At 62.7% G+C, this 13,623-nt stretch carries 12 protein-coding genes and 1 tRNA gene; 3 read left to right on the top strand and 10 right to left on the bottom strand.

Translation table 11 applies throughout. From position 1 onward, the window contains the following. Positions 1-89: 89 nt before the first annotated feature. On the top strand, positions 90-1,025 hold the full coding sequence (locus tag HPY65_01865) for a transcriptional regulator (protein NPU83205.1): 936 nt from the start codon (positions 90-92) through the stop codon (positions 1,023-1,025). A gap of 89 nt (positions 1,026-1,114) precedes the next feature. On the opposite strand, the gene HPY65_01860 is transcribed toward HPY65_01865, so the two are convergent. The 10 genes from HPY65_01860 to HPY65_01815 form a co-directional block, all read right to left on the bottom strand. Beyond that, positions 1,115-1,190 (bottom strand) — tRNA-Asn (locus HPY65_01860). 99 nt (positions 1,191-1,289) lie between these two features. Beyond that, the gene (locus HPY65_01855) at positions 1,290-1,997 is read right to left on the bottom strand and encodes a 2Fe-2S iron-sulfur cluster binding domain-containing protein (protein NPU83204.1); all 708 of its coding nucleotides are present in this window, start codon (positions 1,995-1,997) and stop codon (positions 1,290-1,292) included. Between the two features lie 63 nt (positions 1,998-2,060). Next, on the bottom strand, positions 2,061-3,980 hold the full coding sequence (locus tag HPY65_01850) for an FAD-dependent oxidoreductase (protein ID NPU83203.1): 1,920 nt from the start codon (positions 3,978-3,980) through the stop codon (positions 2,061-2,063). 61 nt (positions 3,981-4,041) lie between these two features. Continuing rightward, positions 4,042-5,037, bottom strand: a complete 996-nt coding sequence (locus HPY65_01845) for a pyruvate synthase subunit beta (GenBank protein ID NPU83202.1) — start codon at positions 5,035-5,037, stop codon at positions 4,042-4,044. Between the two features lies 1 nt (position 5,038). Next, entirely contained in the window at positions 5,039-6,208 is a 1,170-nt protein-coding gene (gene porA / locus HPY65_01840) for a pyruvate ferredoxin oxidoreductase (GenBank protein NPU83201.1), read from the bottom strand. Beyond that, positions 6,205-6,498, bottom strand: coding sequence for a 4Fe-4S binding protein (locus tag HPY65_01835; protein NPU83200.1), 294 nt, complete (start codon positions 6,496-6,498; stop codon positions 6,205-6,207). Before HPY65_01835 ends, porA begins: the two co-directional genes overlap by 4 nt. Before the next feature lie 61 nt (positions 6,499-6,559). Continuing rightward, the gene (locus tag HPY65_01830) at positions 6,560-7,117 is read right to left on the bottom strand and encodes a pyruvate synthase (GenBank protein NPU83199.1); all 558 of its coding nucleotides are present in this window, start codon (positions 7,115-7,117) and stop codon (positions 6,560-6,562) included. A gap of 226 nt (positions 7,118-7,343) precedes the next feature. Then, positions 7,344-8,102, bottom strand: a complete 759-nt coding sequence (locus HPY65_01825; GenBank protein NPU83198.1) for a sulfite exporter TauE/SafE family protein — start codon at positions 8,100-8,102, stop codon at positions 7,344-7,346. 60 nt (positions 8,103-8,162) lie between these two features. Further along, a complete protein-coding gene (locus HPY65_01820; GenBank protein NPU83197.1) occupies positions 8,163-8,756 on the bottom strand; it encodes an endonuclease III in 594 nt (197 codons plus the stop codon). A 467-nt stretch (positions 8,757-9,223) separates the two neighbouring features. Next, entirely contained in the window at positions 9,224-10,072 is an 849-nt protein-coding gene (locus tag HPY65_01815) for a formate dehydrogenase accessory protein FdhE (GenBank protein NPU83196.1), read from the bottom strand. Positions 10,073-10,235: 163 nt separating this feature from the next. On the opposite strand from HPY65_01815, the gene HPY65_01810 reads away from it, so the two are divergent. Then, complete coding sequence (locus HPY65_01810; protein ID NPU83195.1) at positions 10,236-11,591, top strand: NAD(P)/FAD-dependent oxidoreductase; 1,356 nt, start codon at positions 10,236-10,238, stop codon at positions 11,589-11,591. A 188-nt stretch (positions 11,592-11,779) separates the two neighbouring features. Further along, a complete protein-coding gene (locus tag HPY65_01805) occupies positions 11,780-13,576 on the top strand; it encodes a long-chain fatty acid--CoA ligase (GenBank protein ID NPU83194.1) in 1,797 nt (598 codons plus the stop codon). The last annotated feature ends 47 nt before the right edge of the window (positions 13,577-13,623 follow it).

Genomic DNA, 13,623 nt, shown 5'->3' with positions numbered 1-13,623 from the left:
GTTTTTGTGTTTGACCATACCTACAGGCTGCTGATAATTCCACGGTCAGACGACGAGGGTGTGTCGCATATTCTTTCCGGGAGGCGGCGATGGGAACACAGAAGGGTTCCGAGACGAGGCTGATCCGACTGGGGCGGATTCTTCGGCTCTTCATGGAGCACGACCGGATCCACACGAGTTCGCTGAGCAAGCAGCTCAAGACCACCCCGCGCACGATCCAACGGGACGTCCTGCTCCTGAAGGAATCGGGGTTTCCCCTCCACGAGGTCCGGAAGGGGCTCTACGAGATGAACAAGGACCTGGTGAAGAACCTGGAGGTCTTCGATGACACGGAGCTGGCGCTGGTGGTGGCCCTGAAGAACCTGGTGGGGCAACTGGGCGACCCCTTCCAGAAGGCAGCCGACGGAGTCCTCGACCGGCTCTGGGACTGCGTCACCACCATGCCGGTCTTCGTGAAGATCGACGACCCGGTGGTCCTGGACAACCGTCTCCTGAACCGGGCCGTCCGGGCCATCCGGGAAAAGAAGAAGGTGGGGTTCCAGTACAATGCCGCGTCACCCCACCCGGTCACCCTCGATCCCTACCGGGTGGCCTGGTTCGGCGGCTTCTGGTACCTCGTGGGAAAGGACAACGAATCGGGGGTCATGAAACGCTATGCCCTGGACAAGATCTCCGATTTCCGGCTCACGAAGGCCTGCTTCCCCGGGGCACCTTCGGATATTGACGATGTGCTCCGGAGCAGCTCTAACATCTGGTTCGCCAGGGACCCGCACCTGGAAGTGACGGTTAAGGTGGATGCCGATGTCAGCGATTACTTCCGGCGGCGAAAGATGTATCCCAGCCAGGAGATCCGGGAGGAACGGCCCGACGGCTCCCTCGTCGTCACCTACCGGGTGGGCCGCTACGAGGCGATCCGGAGCATTCTCCGCTCATGGATTCCCCATATCTCGATCCTCGGTCCCGAGGATTTCCGGAAGGAATTCTTTGAAGAGGTGAAGGGGTGGGTTCAGAACCAGCAGCAGTGATAGCCAAATAGAAGTGGGACAATCGAGGGATAAAGGACTGGAAAGAGAAAAAGGGGTTAACCTGACCTTGGCTAACCCCTCTTCTTTATTGGCTCCCCAGTGCGGACTCGAACCACAGACCCGATGGTTAACAGCCATCTGCTCTACCGACTGAGCTACTGGGGAATGCGTCGGTGTAAAAAAACGGAACCGCTTTTTAGGAAAAAAGCGGTCCCTTGTCAAGAGACGATTCGGTATCGGGAGAAATACCTGTTCCCGCTTGGTTTACCGGCAGCTGACGCAGGTCATGAGCGCGCTCATCGGCACGCCGGTCTGCTTGCTGATGAAGGCCAACTGGTCTTCCGGTGCAAAGTAGCGGCCGCAGACTTTGCAGGTGGCCATCTTGAAGACCTTGTCCCAGATCATCCGGCGGTCTCCGGTGGTCTCCATGCGCACATAGCCGGTGGGGCAGATGAAGGCGCAGGATCCGCAGCCGATGCAGGCGTCGGTGGTGAAGTCGATCTTCGGCTCGTCCAGGTCGCGGCCCAGACCGCGGTCCGCGAAAGTCAGCGCGCAGGCGCCCACCACTTCCCGGCAGGCCCGGACACAAAGTCCGCAGAGAACGCAGTCTTTCGCGTCGGCCTTTTCGTCGGCAACGTCCACACCCACCTGGCGGGCGATGTCCCGAACGGCCTTCGTCTTCGGATATTTCGAGTAAAGAAGCCGGGCCGCCAAGGCGCGCGCCTCGATGGCCTGCTCCGAGTTGGTCCGGACCTCCAGGCCCTTCGCTACCGGCGTATTGCAGGCGGTGGCAAGCTGCCACTTTCCGTTGGCCTTGATCTCCACCGTGCAGAGACGGCATGACCCGAAGGCGCTCACTTCCTCGTGGTGGCAGAGGGTGGGCAGGATGATTCCCTGGCTCCGGACATTCTCAAGAACCGTCGAGTTCTCCTTGGCGTCTGTCTTGCGCCCGTCAATCGTAATCGCAACCATTTGCTAACCTCTATTCTCGTGAATTCCAGCAAGTCCGTCCCGCCCGAAGGGGGAAGGAACCAGTTATTCCCACACCATCAGCCGATAGCAGCGCAGGCAGCGCGCCGCTTCCTTCATGGCGTCGGCGGCCGACAGGCCCGCCTCCACCTCGGCAAAGACCGCGGTGCGCTCCTTCGGGTTCAGAAGGGCCGCCTTGGCGGCGCCGGCTTTCGCCGTGAAGCCGCTGTCCCGCTGGGCCTTCGTGTCGAGACCCTTGAGCGACAGCTCGGGGGCGACGGCCTTTCCCGCCAGGTATGCGTCGATGCTCCTGGCCGCCTTGTTGCCGGCGTCCAGCGCCTCGATCAGGGTCGCCGGGCCGCTGACGCAGTCGCCGCCGGAGAAGACCCCCGGGACGTTCGTCTGGAGCGTGGCCTCGTCTACCTTGATGGTGCCCCAGTCGGTCAGGCCGACCTTGCTCTTCCCGGACAGGAACGCCGTGTCGGGCTTCTGGCCCGTGGCGGCGATGATCAGGTCCGTCTTGACGACGAACTCGGACCCCTTCACCGGGATCGGGCGCCGCCGGCCGCTCGCGTCGGGCTCGCCCAGCTTCATCTTGAGGCACTCGACGCCCGTTACCTTGCCGCCCTGCCGGACGATGTTCGCCGGGGCGACCAGGTAGGTGAACTTCACACCTTCCTCCATGGCCTCCTCGATCTCCGTCGCGCTGGCGGGCATCTCCTTGCGGGAGCGCCGGTAGAGGATCTCCACGTCCTTGAATCCGAAGCGGATGCAGCTCCGGGCGCAGTCGAGGGCGACGTTGCCGCCGCCGATGATGACGACCTTCTTCAGGGGCGTTACTTTTGCGCCCAGGCTCAGGTTCCGGAGGAACTCGGCGCCCTGGATGAAGCCGCCGTCCTTTACGTCTTCCCCGCCGCAGCCGACCTTCGTGCCCACGTGGGCGCCGACGGCCAGGTAGAGGGCGCCGTAGCCTTTCTTCTGCAGGTCCGCCCAGTCGAGGGGGCTGACCGGGCTGTTCAGCCGGACGTCCACCCCGGTGCGGCGGATGAGATCGATCTCGTGATTGAGGATATCCTTGGGGAGGCGGTAATCGGGGATGCCCACCGCCGCCATGCCGCCGGCCTTGGGCAGGGCCTCGAACACCGTCACCGGGTAGCCCAGGGCGCGCAGGCGGTAAGCCGCCGCCAGGCCCGCGGGTCCCGATCCCACCACGGCCACCTTCTGCTTCTTCTCTTCTTTCGGGGCCGCGAGGCCGCAGCCGCCGGACTGGAGATCCGCATCCGCGGCGCTCCGCTTCAGAAGCCGGATGGCCAGGGGCTCGTCGATGTCGTTCCGGACGCAGGCGCTCTCGCAGGGATGCGTGCAGGCCCGGCCGATGACCCCGGGCAGGATGCACCGCTCCCGGATCAGGTTGAGGGAGTCGGCGAAGCGGCCGTTCCGGATCAGCTCGATGTAGCCGGGGATGTCCAGCGTGGCCGGACAGGCCTGCATGCAGGGAGCCGTTACGGCGACCGAGCAGGCTTTTTCTTCCAGCTTCCCGCCCTTGGCGAGGGCCAGGAAATCGTTCTTATAGTGTTTGATCGCGTCGAGTACCGGCGTCAGGGCGGTAGCCCGGCCGAAATTGCATTTGCCGTTCTTGGCTACGCCCTTTGCGATCTCCTCGATCTCCCCGAGGGCTCCCTTGTCGGCCTTGCCGGCCGCCATGTCCTTCAGGAGGTCCGTCACCCGGTCGATGCCGATCATGCAGACGGAGCACTCTCCGCAGGACAGCTTCCGGGCTTCCTTCAGGTAGGCCAGGGTCAGGGAGGGAATGTCCGCGTCCTTGTCCAGTACCACCAGGCCGTTCCATCCCAGGAGGGCCGACATTTTCTGGCCTTCCTTCGGGACGGGACAACCGATGTCCGCCGCTCCGGCCTTCCCTTTGGGCTGACCCTTGCGGCCGTCAATGATCTTGCCGTTCCAACTGCTGAATGCAACCGGTTTCATGTATGCCACCTTTGAAATGATTGACTTCCCTCGCCCCGTCCGGGGCAGGAAGCTGCGATTCCTACCCTTTCAGTTCGTCCCAGGACTGGATGCACTCCACCTTGTTCATGAGCTTGGCGAACTCCAGGTTCACCCGCTCCTGGAAATAGCCGATCTCTTCCTTGCCCAAGTGGCGGAACCGCCCCTGCATCTTCATGTAATCCGTGACGGGCCGGAGCTTTTCCGGCTTTTCCACGGTCAGGCGGTACTTCCCGTTCTCCACTTCGTAGAGGGGGAAGATTCCCGTTTCCACCGCCAGGCGTCCCAGCTTGATGCAGTCCTTCGATTCGGCCCGCCAGCCCGTGGGGCATACGGCGAGGCAGTGGATGTAGGCGGGGCCTTTGACGGCCCGGGCCTTCTTGACCTTGTTCATGAAGTCGATGGGGTAACTGTGGCAGGCCGTGGCCACGTAGGGAACATTGTGGGCCACCATGATCTCGGGCACGTTTTTCTTCCATGTCCGGTTTCCCGGGCTGGCCGCTCCCGCCGGGGCCGTCGTCGTGGAGGCGCCGAAGGGCGTCGCGCTGGAGCGCTGGATGCCCGTATTCATGTAGGCCTCGTTGTCGAAGCAGACGTACAGCATGTCGTGGCCCCGCTCCATGGCGCCCGAGAGGGCCTGGAGACCGATGTCCACGGTCCCGCCGTCGCCGCCGATGGCGACCGTTTTCACGTAGCGGTCGGGAATCCGTCCCTTCCGGCGCATGACTTTCAGCCCGGCTTCAACGCCGGAGCCGACCGCCGCCGCGTTGGGGAAGGCCACGTGAATCCAGGGAAGCTTCCACGCCGTGGTGGGATAGAGGGTTGAGATGACCTCCATGCAGCCCGTGGCGTTGGCGATGACCGTTTCCTTCCCGAGGGCCTTGCACATCAGGCGGATCGCCAGGGCCTCGCCGCAGCCCTGACAGGCCCGGTGGCCGCAGCTGAAATATTCTTCCCGGTCCACCAGTTTCCCGGCGAACAGGTCGAAGTTCGAAACCACTCCCGTCGCGTAATTGGGTGTAACCGTCAAGGTGCTCATCTTACTCCCTCACACCGTAGATTTGGTAGTCATCGCCGGACTTCTTGGCCTTGGGGGCTCCCTCGACCATCTTCATGAAGTCCTCCACGCGGACGTCCCTTCCGCCGAGGCCGATGATGTAGTTGACGATCTCAGGCCGGTTCGGCTGATCGTACAGGGCGGCGCGGATCTCCGAGCAGACGGGGCCGCCGGGACCGCCGTAGGACACGGCCCGGTCGGTTACGACCAGCGTCTTCGCCCCCCGGACGGCCTTGCGGATCTCGTCGTAGGGGAAGGGCCGCCAGAGCTTCAGCTTCAGGAGCCCGACCTTCACGCCCTTCTTGCGCAGGGCATCGACGGCCATCTCCGCCGTCTCGCCCATGGAGCCCATGGTCAGGAGCAGGATCTCCGCACCGGCGGTCTTGTAGGATGCGACCGGCTCGTACTTCCGGCCGAACATCTTCTCCCACTCCTTCCACACCTCGAGGATGACCTTCTTCGCGTTCACCAGGACCACGTCCCGGGCCTTCACGGCCTCCGTGTAGATCTCGGGAAGTCCCAGGGTCCCCATGGACACCGGATGGTCCGGGTGCAGGGAGGCGAAGGGCTTGTAGGGCGGCAGGAACTTGTTGACCTGCGCCTGGGTGGGGAAGACGATGGGCTCCACCACGTGGGTGAGCTGGAAACCGTCCATGTTGACGTTGATGGGCATCAGTACATCGGGGTGCTCGGCGATCTTGAAGGCCTGGATGAACATGTCCACCGCTTCCTGGCCGTTGTCGGCGAAGATGGACATCCATCCGGAATCGCGCTGGAGCATGATGTCGCTGTGGTCGTTCCAGATGTTGATGGGACCGGATACGGCCCGGTTGCCGAGGCCCATGACGACGGGCAGCCGCATGGCCGGGGTGATGGGCAGGATCTCGTGCATGTACATCAGGCCCTGGGAACTGGTGGCCGTGAAGGTCCGGGCTCCCGTTCCGGAGGCGCCCATGACGGCGCTCAGGGCCGAGTGCTCCGACTCGACGGTGATGTACTCCGCATCGATCCTCCCGTCCGCGATGATGTCGGCCAGGTGCTCGGCGATGTGCGTGTTCGGGGTGATGGGATAACAGGCGGCCACGTCGATATTGCAGAGAGCGACCGCTTCCGCTGCGGCGACCGCCACTTCCATTCCAACGGGTTTCGTCATGACTCGTGACCCTCCTCGATCATGCTGATGGCGGACGGCCAGCATTCGTGGGCGCAGATGCCGCAGCCCTTGCAGTAATCCAGGTCGGCTGCAAAAAAGCCGTCGGGTCCCTCCTGGACACATCCTTCGGGACAGAAGAGATAGCAGACCCCGCATTTGATACACTTACTGTTGTCCCACACGGGTCGAAGGGAGCGCCACGGTCCTGTCTTGAAGGACCGGGCATTGCCCACGTCAAAGATAATGCCGCCCGTGTTATATTCTTTCCATGTTTCCGGCCACTTCTTCATGATAGCAACCTCTCTCGTCGCGCTTCCCGGGGAAGCGGGCTTTGTTTCTTTCGTCAACGGATCAGCTGAGCTTGACCTCATCATAGGCGCGCCGGAGGGCCTTCAGATTCTTCTGGGCGATCCGGCCGAACCGGTGCTCCACCGGTTCCTTGAGGGCATCCAGCTTGACGACGTTCGTCACCTTCAGGAGCGCTCCCAGCATGGTGGTGTTCGTGATGGGTACTCCCAGCTCGTGCCAGGCGATCCCCGTGGCATCCACCGTGGCGATCTTTCCGGCAAAGTCGGCATTCTTTTTCTTCAGGAGGTCCCGTACCTCGCCGGCCTTTTTCGCCGTATTTACGATCAGGGTCCCGCTCGGCTTCAAACCGGCTACAACGGCCGGACCGACCTGGCTCTCGTCGAGAACCACCGATACATCTGGATTGTAAATGCGGGATCGGATTTTGATCTGCTTTGTGTCCACCCGGTTGAACGCCTCCACCGGCGCCCCTCGTCGTTCGGGGCCGAAGCTCGGGAAGCCCTGGGCGAACTTGCCTTCGTCGATTGCCGCCATGGCCAGGAGCTCCACGGACGTCACCGCTCCCTGGCCCCCCCTTCCATGCCATCGAATTTCCAACATGTGCTCTTTCTCCCTCGTGGATTATCCTCTCGTGGATGCCTTCGCCGCTGATCCCGTCAGGGGTGCGGCCCACCCCCCCTTTGAAAACAGGCGATTTGGTATCTCAAATCCGGAGAACCTGTCAATTAAATTTTCAAAACCCTCGCCAGTCCTGGAACAGCCGCGCCCCCTCTTTTTGTAACCGGTCAGTTAGTGAATTTTACAGGTATATCCTGCAGCCGATTCGTCAATCTTCCGGGCAGGCGGGAGCGGATTTCCGGCAGTATTGGATCCCTGTCACGATGAGGACGGTGGCAAAGACCATTCGGAGGATGTGCTCCGGCAGAAAGGCGGCCACCACCCCGCCTGCCACCGTCCCGGCCAGGATCCCCGGTATGAGTCCCGGGAGAACGGTTTTCTCGATGCTTCCGAGGCGCCAGTGGGCCCAGGTTCCCATGGCGCTGACCGGAACCATGGCGAGAAGCGAGCTGCCCTGGGCCGGCTGCTGCTCGAAGCCGGCCAGGAGAACCATGAAGGCGATCATGATCGGCCCGCCGCCCACGCCCATCAGCCCCGACAGGAAACCCGTGACGGCGCCCCCGGCAAGGAGAACGGCGACCCACATCCAGTCCCTCGCCGTAGCCGCCGTCAGGGTGAAAAGCCAGGGCCTGGCAAGAAGGAGCAGAGAAGCGAAGATCAGGAAATACCCGAAGGCCTGCCGGAGATTCCGCTCCGGCATCGTCGTGCACAGCCGGGCTCCCGCGCGGACGGGCCAGAACGCCCCCGCCGCCAGGAGCATGGCCGCCGTCCAGTCCACGTGGCCGAAAAAGGCGTAGGTGATCGCCCCGGCGATTCCGGTGAAGACGACCGCCACGAGGCTGGTCCCGTGGCAGACGTGCTGGGGCAGTTTCAGGAAGCGGCCCATCAGCGGGATCATCAGGACGCCGCCTCCCATCCCCACCATGCCGCCGAAGGCCCCGGAAACCAGGCCGATCCAGAAGCTCATGCCAACCGCCGCTCTTTCATCTTTTCTCCGGGAGTTGTTGCCGCACCGGCCTTCCGGCCGTCAGCGGCTTCTCGATACGCCGATCCGATCGCAGAAGGGACCGACGGGACACTGGCTGCAGAGAGGCGAGACGGGCTTGCAGACGGTCCTGCCGAAGGCGACCATCAGCGTGTTGTAGCGGATCCACCAGCGGACGGGGAGCTTCGCCCGGAGCGCCTGCTCCGTCTCTTCCGGCGTCTTCGTCCGCACATATCCGAACCGGTTCGAGATCCGGTGGACGTGGGTGTCCACGCAGATGCCGTCTTTCCCGTATCCCAGAGACAGCACCAGGTTGGCGGTCTTCCGGCCCACGCCCTTGAGGCCGAGGAGGTCCTCCATGGTATCGGGGACCCGCCCCCCGAAGCGGTCGATCAGGTCGCGGCAGACGGAATGGATCGTCCGGGCCTTCGTCCGGTAAAACCCGACCGGAAAGACGGTCCGGGCAATGGTTTCTTCGGGAATGGCAAGCATCGTCGCGGGCGTATTGGCCAGGCGGAAAAGGCGTTCGGAGGCCTCGGCGGTCACTTCGTCCTTCGTGCGGAGGCTGAGGAGGGTGGAGATCAACAGCAGGAAGGGATCGGCCCGATCGTCGGCCAGGGCCGACACGATGGGCATGTCCCATTCGGGCAGGTGCTTCTCGAGAATGTTGAGGATTTTCGTAATGGCCCGATCGTTCACGGGAGACCTCTATCTCCAGAAAAGGGGGCAGATTTCAAATCTGCCCCCTTTTCTTCTTTTCGGCGTGAGAAGCGTATCCCCCAAGAGGGATGAAGTGCAACGAAGCATCCGGCCAATTTCCAAGGCCGCTACTCTTCACCCGGGGCGACCCTGCAAAATGCACGCAGGCAAGGCGCGCGAGTCGCGAGGAGGGAGGCGTACCCCTCGGTACGCTGCACCGACGAGGGATCCGACACAACGAAGCATCCGGCCAATTTCCAAGGCCGCTACTCCTCACCCGGGGCGACCCTGCAAAATGCACGCAGGCAAGGCGCGCGAGTCGCGAGGAGGGAGGCGTACCCCTTGGTACGCCGCACTGACGAGAGACGATGCGCAACGCAGCATCCGTGCATTTTCCAGGGTCGCTACTCGTAGCCCTCTTCGTTGGCCAGTATATCGAGATGCAGCGTCGCAATATCCTCCACGTCCAGGTTGGCTTCCCTTTTCAGTTCCCGGAAATCCACCATCTTGATGTAGCGCTTGCAGACGTTGCAGACGTCGACCCGGTACCGCTCCTCTCCCTCGACAGTGAAGTAGGCAAGACTGTCATGCTCCTCGTTGCCGCAGAAGGGGCACTTGATACGGCGGTAATTCCAATCGTATCCGCACTGGCTGCAGAAAAGGTAGCGAAATCCCTCCTCCTGCCGGATCTCTCCGATCTTGGGCTCCTTGCCGCAGATGGGGCAATAGCCCTCGGACCAGTCGGCGGCGGCGATCCGGCTCCCGTAACGGGCGACCAGTCGGGACAGGGCGGGACGGAGGCTTTCCTCCAGGAACAGGTCGATCAGGTCGAAGGTCTCCTGGTCGGCCTCGTCCTCGCTTCCTTCGTCATCGTCATCCTCATCCATGGCCGAAGCAAAGGAGCGGCGAATCAGCTCCTCGAAATCGATCTCGCCGTCCCGGATCTTCCGGGCCACGTCTCCTGTCTCTCCTGGAACCCGCCGCTCGGCGATCTCGAGGAGCTCGAGGAAATACTCCTTGGGCCGGGAAAGATCATAGGAGCCACCGATCACGTCCACCAGGGGGAATCCTCCCTCGATCTTGGATTCGACAAGCCGTTCGTCCAGGGAAAAGGTACCCTCTTCCAGTTGCTGGAGATGCTTTTCCCGGAGGATGAGGATGTCTCCGAGGATGTCCAGAAGCTCCTCGTAATGGGGATTCGTTTGCTTATATTCTTCAATCGTTTTCAGTGCTTCTCGCAGATTCTGCGGCATGGGCCGGTTCCTTTCGGTTTTTCGTTGAGCGGTGTATATAACCTTTCTATCATGAGTACAAGAAAAGTTCTTGCAAAGAGTTTCAAGTAGATAGCTCACCGGCGGCATCGTTGACCGGACCTGTCGGGAATGATAGGTAGGCGTGGAGAAAGGCCGGGTGATCATGAAAAGGCAAAAGGAACAGGAACTCCCTCCGGAAGACCGCCGGGTCGTCGTTGTCGGAGCCGGGGCGGCCGGCATGATGGCGGCGGGCCGGGCGGCCGAATGCGGAGTCCCGGTTCTGCTCCTGGAAAAGACGGACCGGCCGGGAAGAAAGATCCAGGTCACCGGCAAGGGCCGCTGCAACCTGTCAAACACGAAGGATCTGGGGGACTTTCTCGCCATGTTCGGGCCGAATGGCTCCTTTCTCCACGGCGTCTTCCGGCGCTTCTTCCGGGAAGAGCTGCTGGAGCTCCTGCAGCGCCACGGCCTCACAACGAAAGTGGAGCGGGGGGGAAGAATCTTTCCCGCCTCCGATCAGGCCGCCGACGTGCTGGAGGCATTCCGGCGTTACCTGATCGCGGGAGGCGCGCCGGTCCGGATTCGCACGCGCGTCGTTGGGCTCAACGTTCGGGAAGGCCGCATGGCCGGGGTCGAAACGGCGGAAGGATTCATCCCCGCCCGGGCCGTCATCCTGGCGACCGGCGGGTCCACCTGGCCCGCCACGGGATCCACCGGCGACGGGTATTCCCTGGCCGAGTCCACCGGCCACACCATCGTCCCGCTCCGCCCCTCCCTGGTACCCCTCGTCGTGGAGGAACTCGACATCGCCCGGTCTATGCAGGGGGTGAGTCTCCGGAACGTCCGCCTCACCGCTTACGCCTGCCGGTCCGAAGAAATCCGGGAAGACCGGGATCCGGTCCGGGACGTCGGGCGGGGCATCCCGGGGAAAAGGCCCGCCGGGCGGGTCATCGAGAGCCGCATGGGAGAGATGATGCTGACCCACTTCGGGATCGGCGGACCCGTTACCCTTCTCATGAGCCTGGCCGTCGTGGACGCCCTGAAACGGGGGCCCGTCTCCGTTTCCATCGACTTCAAGCCCGCCCTGACCCGGGAGCAGCTCCGGGACCGCCTTCAGCGCGACCTGGACAGCCACGGGAAACGGACGGCGGCGCGCATCCTGGAAGGACTCCTGCCGCAGAAGGCAACCGGGGCCTTTCTCCGGCGATGGGCGATCGAGCCGGACAAAAGGGCGAACCAGGTCTCCGCCGTCGAGCGGGAAGCGCTGCTCGGTCTCCTGAAATCATTCCGCTTCAACATCCGCACTCCCCTTCCCATGGCCTCCGCCATTGTCACCGCCGGCGGGGTCTCGCTTAAGGAAGTGGACCCCCGCACCATGGCCTCCCGGCTCGTGGAGGGACTTTTCTTCTGCGGCGAGATCCTGGACCTGGACGCCGACACGGGAGGGTACAACCTCCAGGCCGCCTTCTCCACGGGATACGTGGCCGGAGAGTCTGCGGCAAAAACAGTATCCGATTGAAATCACAGGCTCTTTACCGAACGAACAATTTATTGTCAAAACGGCGGGAAACGGTTAAAAGGCGGAAGCCGGGGCGGTGGTATTCTCGGAGAGGATCCCGAAAAACCGGTTTCACAGCCGAACAGGTGATGCGGAGCGACGGGGGGAGAAGCGCAATCACCAATTATAACGGATGCAAGGAGAGGGACATGGATCAGTACGACAAGCCGGACAACCTCGTGGAGCTTTTTGAGGAGAGCATCGGGAAGCATGCGGGAAACCGCATGTTCGGGACCAAAAACAAAAACGGGGTCTATGAGTGGGTAACCTACGCCGAAGTGGCCCGCCGGGTGGAAAACCTGCGGGGAGGCCTCGCCCAAGCCGGCATCGGTAAGGGGGACGCCGTCGGGCTCATCGCCAACAACCGGGTCGAGTGGTTCGTGGCGGCCTTTGCGACGTACGGCCTGGAAGGGCGTTTCATTCCCATGTACGAGGCGGAGCTCATTCACATCTGGAAGTACATCATCGCCGACAGCCAGGTGAAGGTCCTGTTCGTATCCAAGCCCGAGATCTACGAGAAGATCAGAAATTTCCCGAACGAGATCTCGACCCTGCAGAGCATCTATCTCATCGAGGGCACAGGCGAGGGGACCATGGAGGCCCTGGAGCGGGCCGGCGAAAAGAATCCCGTTCCGTCCGTCCGGCCCAAACCGGAAGACGTGGCCGTCCTGATCTACACCTCCGGAACGACGGGGGACCCGAAAGGGGTCCTCCTGACCCACGGGAACTTCACCAGTAACGTCCTGGCGGGCATCGCCAAGTATCCCGAGTTGGGCGAAAAGGATGTGACGCTGGCCATCCTCCCTTGGGCCCACTCCTACGGCCAGACGGGGGAACTCTACGCCATGATCCACCTGGGGGCCTGCATGGGCCTGGCGGAGAGCCCGGCCACCATCGCCCAGGACATTGCCACGGTGAAGCCGACCTGGCTCGTTGCGGTTCCCCGTGTTTTCAACCGCATCTACGACGGCATCACGGCGAAGATGCGGGAGGAGGGCGGCCTCGCGAAGACCCTTTTCGACATGGGTGTGTCCTCGGCGAAGAAAAAGCGCGAACTGGCGGCGCAGGGCAAGTCCGACTTCCTGACGAACCTGAAGTTCGCCATCGCCGACAGGATCGTCTTCTCCAAGATCCGCGAGAAGATGGGCGGCCGCCTGAAGGGCTCCATGACCGCCAGCGCCGCCATGAACGTCGAAATCGCCTTCTTCTTCTACGACATCGGCATCCCCGTCTACGACTGCTACGGCATGACGGAGACCTCCCCGGCGATCACCATGAACGCCTCCTACGCCTTCCGCTTCGGGAGCGTGGGCCAGCCCGTGAACAAAGTGAAGGTCGTCATCGACTCCTCTGTGGTAGAGCCGGGGGCCACGGACGGCGAGATCATCGCCTACGGGCCCAACATCATGAAGGGCTACCACAACAAGCCCGATGCCACCCGGGAGGTGCTGATGCCCGACGGGGGACTGCGGACGGGCGACCGCGGACGCCTGGACAAGGACGGCTTCCTCTACATCACCGGGCGCATCAAGGAGCAGTACAAACTGGAAAACGGAAAATTCGTCTTCCCCGCGGCCCTGGAGGAGGACATCTGCCTGGTGCCCTGGGTGGCCAACTGCGTCATCTACGGCGAAAACCGGCCCTACAACGTTTGCCTCGTGGTGCCGGAATTGCCGGCCCTGCAGCGCTGGGCGGAACAGAAAGGGCTGCCGGCGGACGGGAAAAGCCTCACGGAGAGTGCCGAGGCAAAGGCCTTCATCGCCGCCGAAATCACCGGCGCCCTGAAGGGTAAATACGGAGGGTACGAGATCCCGAAAAAATTCCTTCTGCTGGCGGAAAACTTCACGCTGGAGAACGGGATGCTCACCCAGACGATGAAGCTCAAGCGCCGGGTGGTCCTTAAGAAGCACATGGACGCCATTGAGGCGCTGTACCGGGAAGGCTGAGGATCCGCCGGGAAGGCCGCGTCACGGGGCGAGCCCGTGCGCCAAGG

This window comes from Syntrophaceae bacterium, assembly GCA_013177825.1.
Taxonomy (GTDB): domain Bacteria; phylum Desulfobacterota; class Syntrophia; order Syntrophales; family PHBD01; genus PHBD01.
Note: the sequence above shows the minus strand (reverse complement) of the source record. Positions and strands in the feature narration are given on the sequence as shown.

Bases quoted from the DNA above. Each gene is read 5' to 3' on its own strand.
- HPY65_01865 (NPU83205.1), top strand. From the start codon at position 90: ATGGGAACACAGAAGGGTTCCGAGACGAGGCTGATCCGACTGGGGCGG.
- HPY65_01855 (NPU83204.1), bottom strand. From the start codon at position 1,997: ATGGTTGCGATTACGATTGACGGGCGCAAGACAGACGCCAAGGAGAAC.
- HPY65_01850 (NPU83203.1), bottom strand. From the start codon at position 3,980: ATGAAACCGGTTGCATTCAGCAGTTGGAACGGCAAGATCATTGACGGC.
- HPY65_01845 (NPU83202.1), bottom strand. From the start codon at position 5,037: ATGAGCACCTTGACGGTTACACCCAATTACGCGACGGGAGTGGTTTCG.
- porA (NPU83201.1), bottom strand. From the start codon at position 6,208: ATGACGAAACCCGTTGGAATGGAAGTGGCGGTCGCCGCAGCGGAAGCG.
- HPY65_01835 (NPU83200.1), bottom strand. From the start codon at position 6,498: ATGAAGAAGTGGCCGGAAACATGGAAAGAATATAACACGGGCGGCATT.
- HPY65_01830 (NPU83199.1), bottom strand. From the start codon at position 7,117: ATGTTGGAAATTCGATGGCATGGAAGGGGGGGCCAGGGAGCGGTGACG.
- HPY65_01825 (NPU83198.1), bottom strand. From the start codon at position 8,102: ATGAGCTTCTGGATCGGCCTGGTTTCCGGGGCCTTCGGCGGCATGGTG.
- HPY65_01820 (NPU83197.1), bottom strand. From the start codon at position 8,756: ATGCCCATCGTGTCGGCCCTGGCCGACGATCGGGCCGATCCCTTCCTG.
- HPY65_01815 (NPU83196.1), bottom strand. From the start codon at position 10,072: ATGCCGCAGAATCTGCGAGAAGCACTGAAAACGATTGAAGAATATAAG.
- HPY65_01810 (NPU83195.1), top strand. From the start codon at position 10,236: ATGAAAAGGCAAAAGGAACAGGAACTCCCTCCGGAAGACCGCCGGGTC.
- HPY65_01805 (NPU83194.1), top strand. From the start codon at position 11,780: ATGGATCAGTACGACAAGCCGGACAACCTCGTGGAGCTTTTTGAGGAG.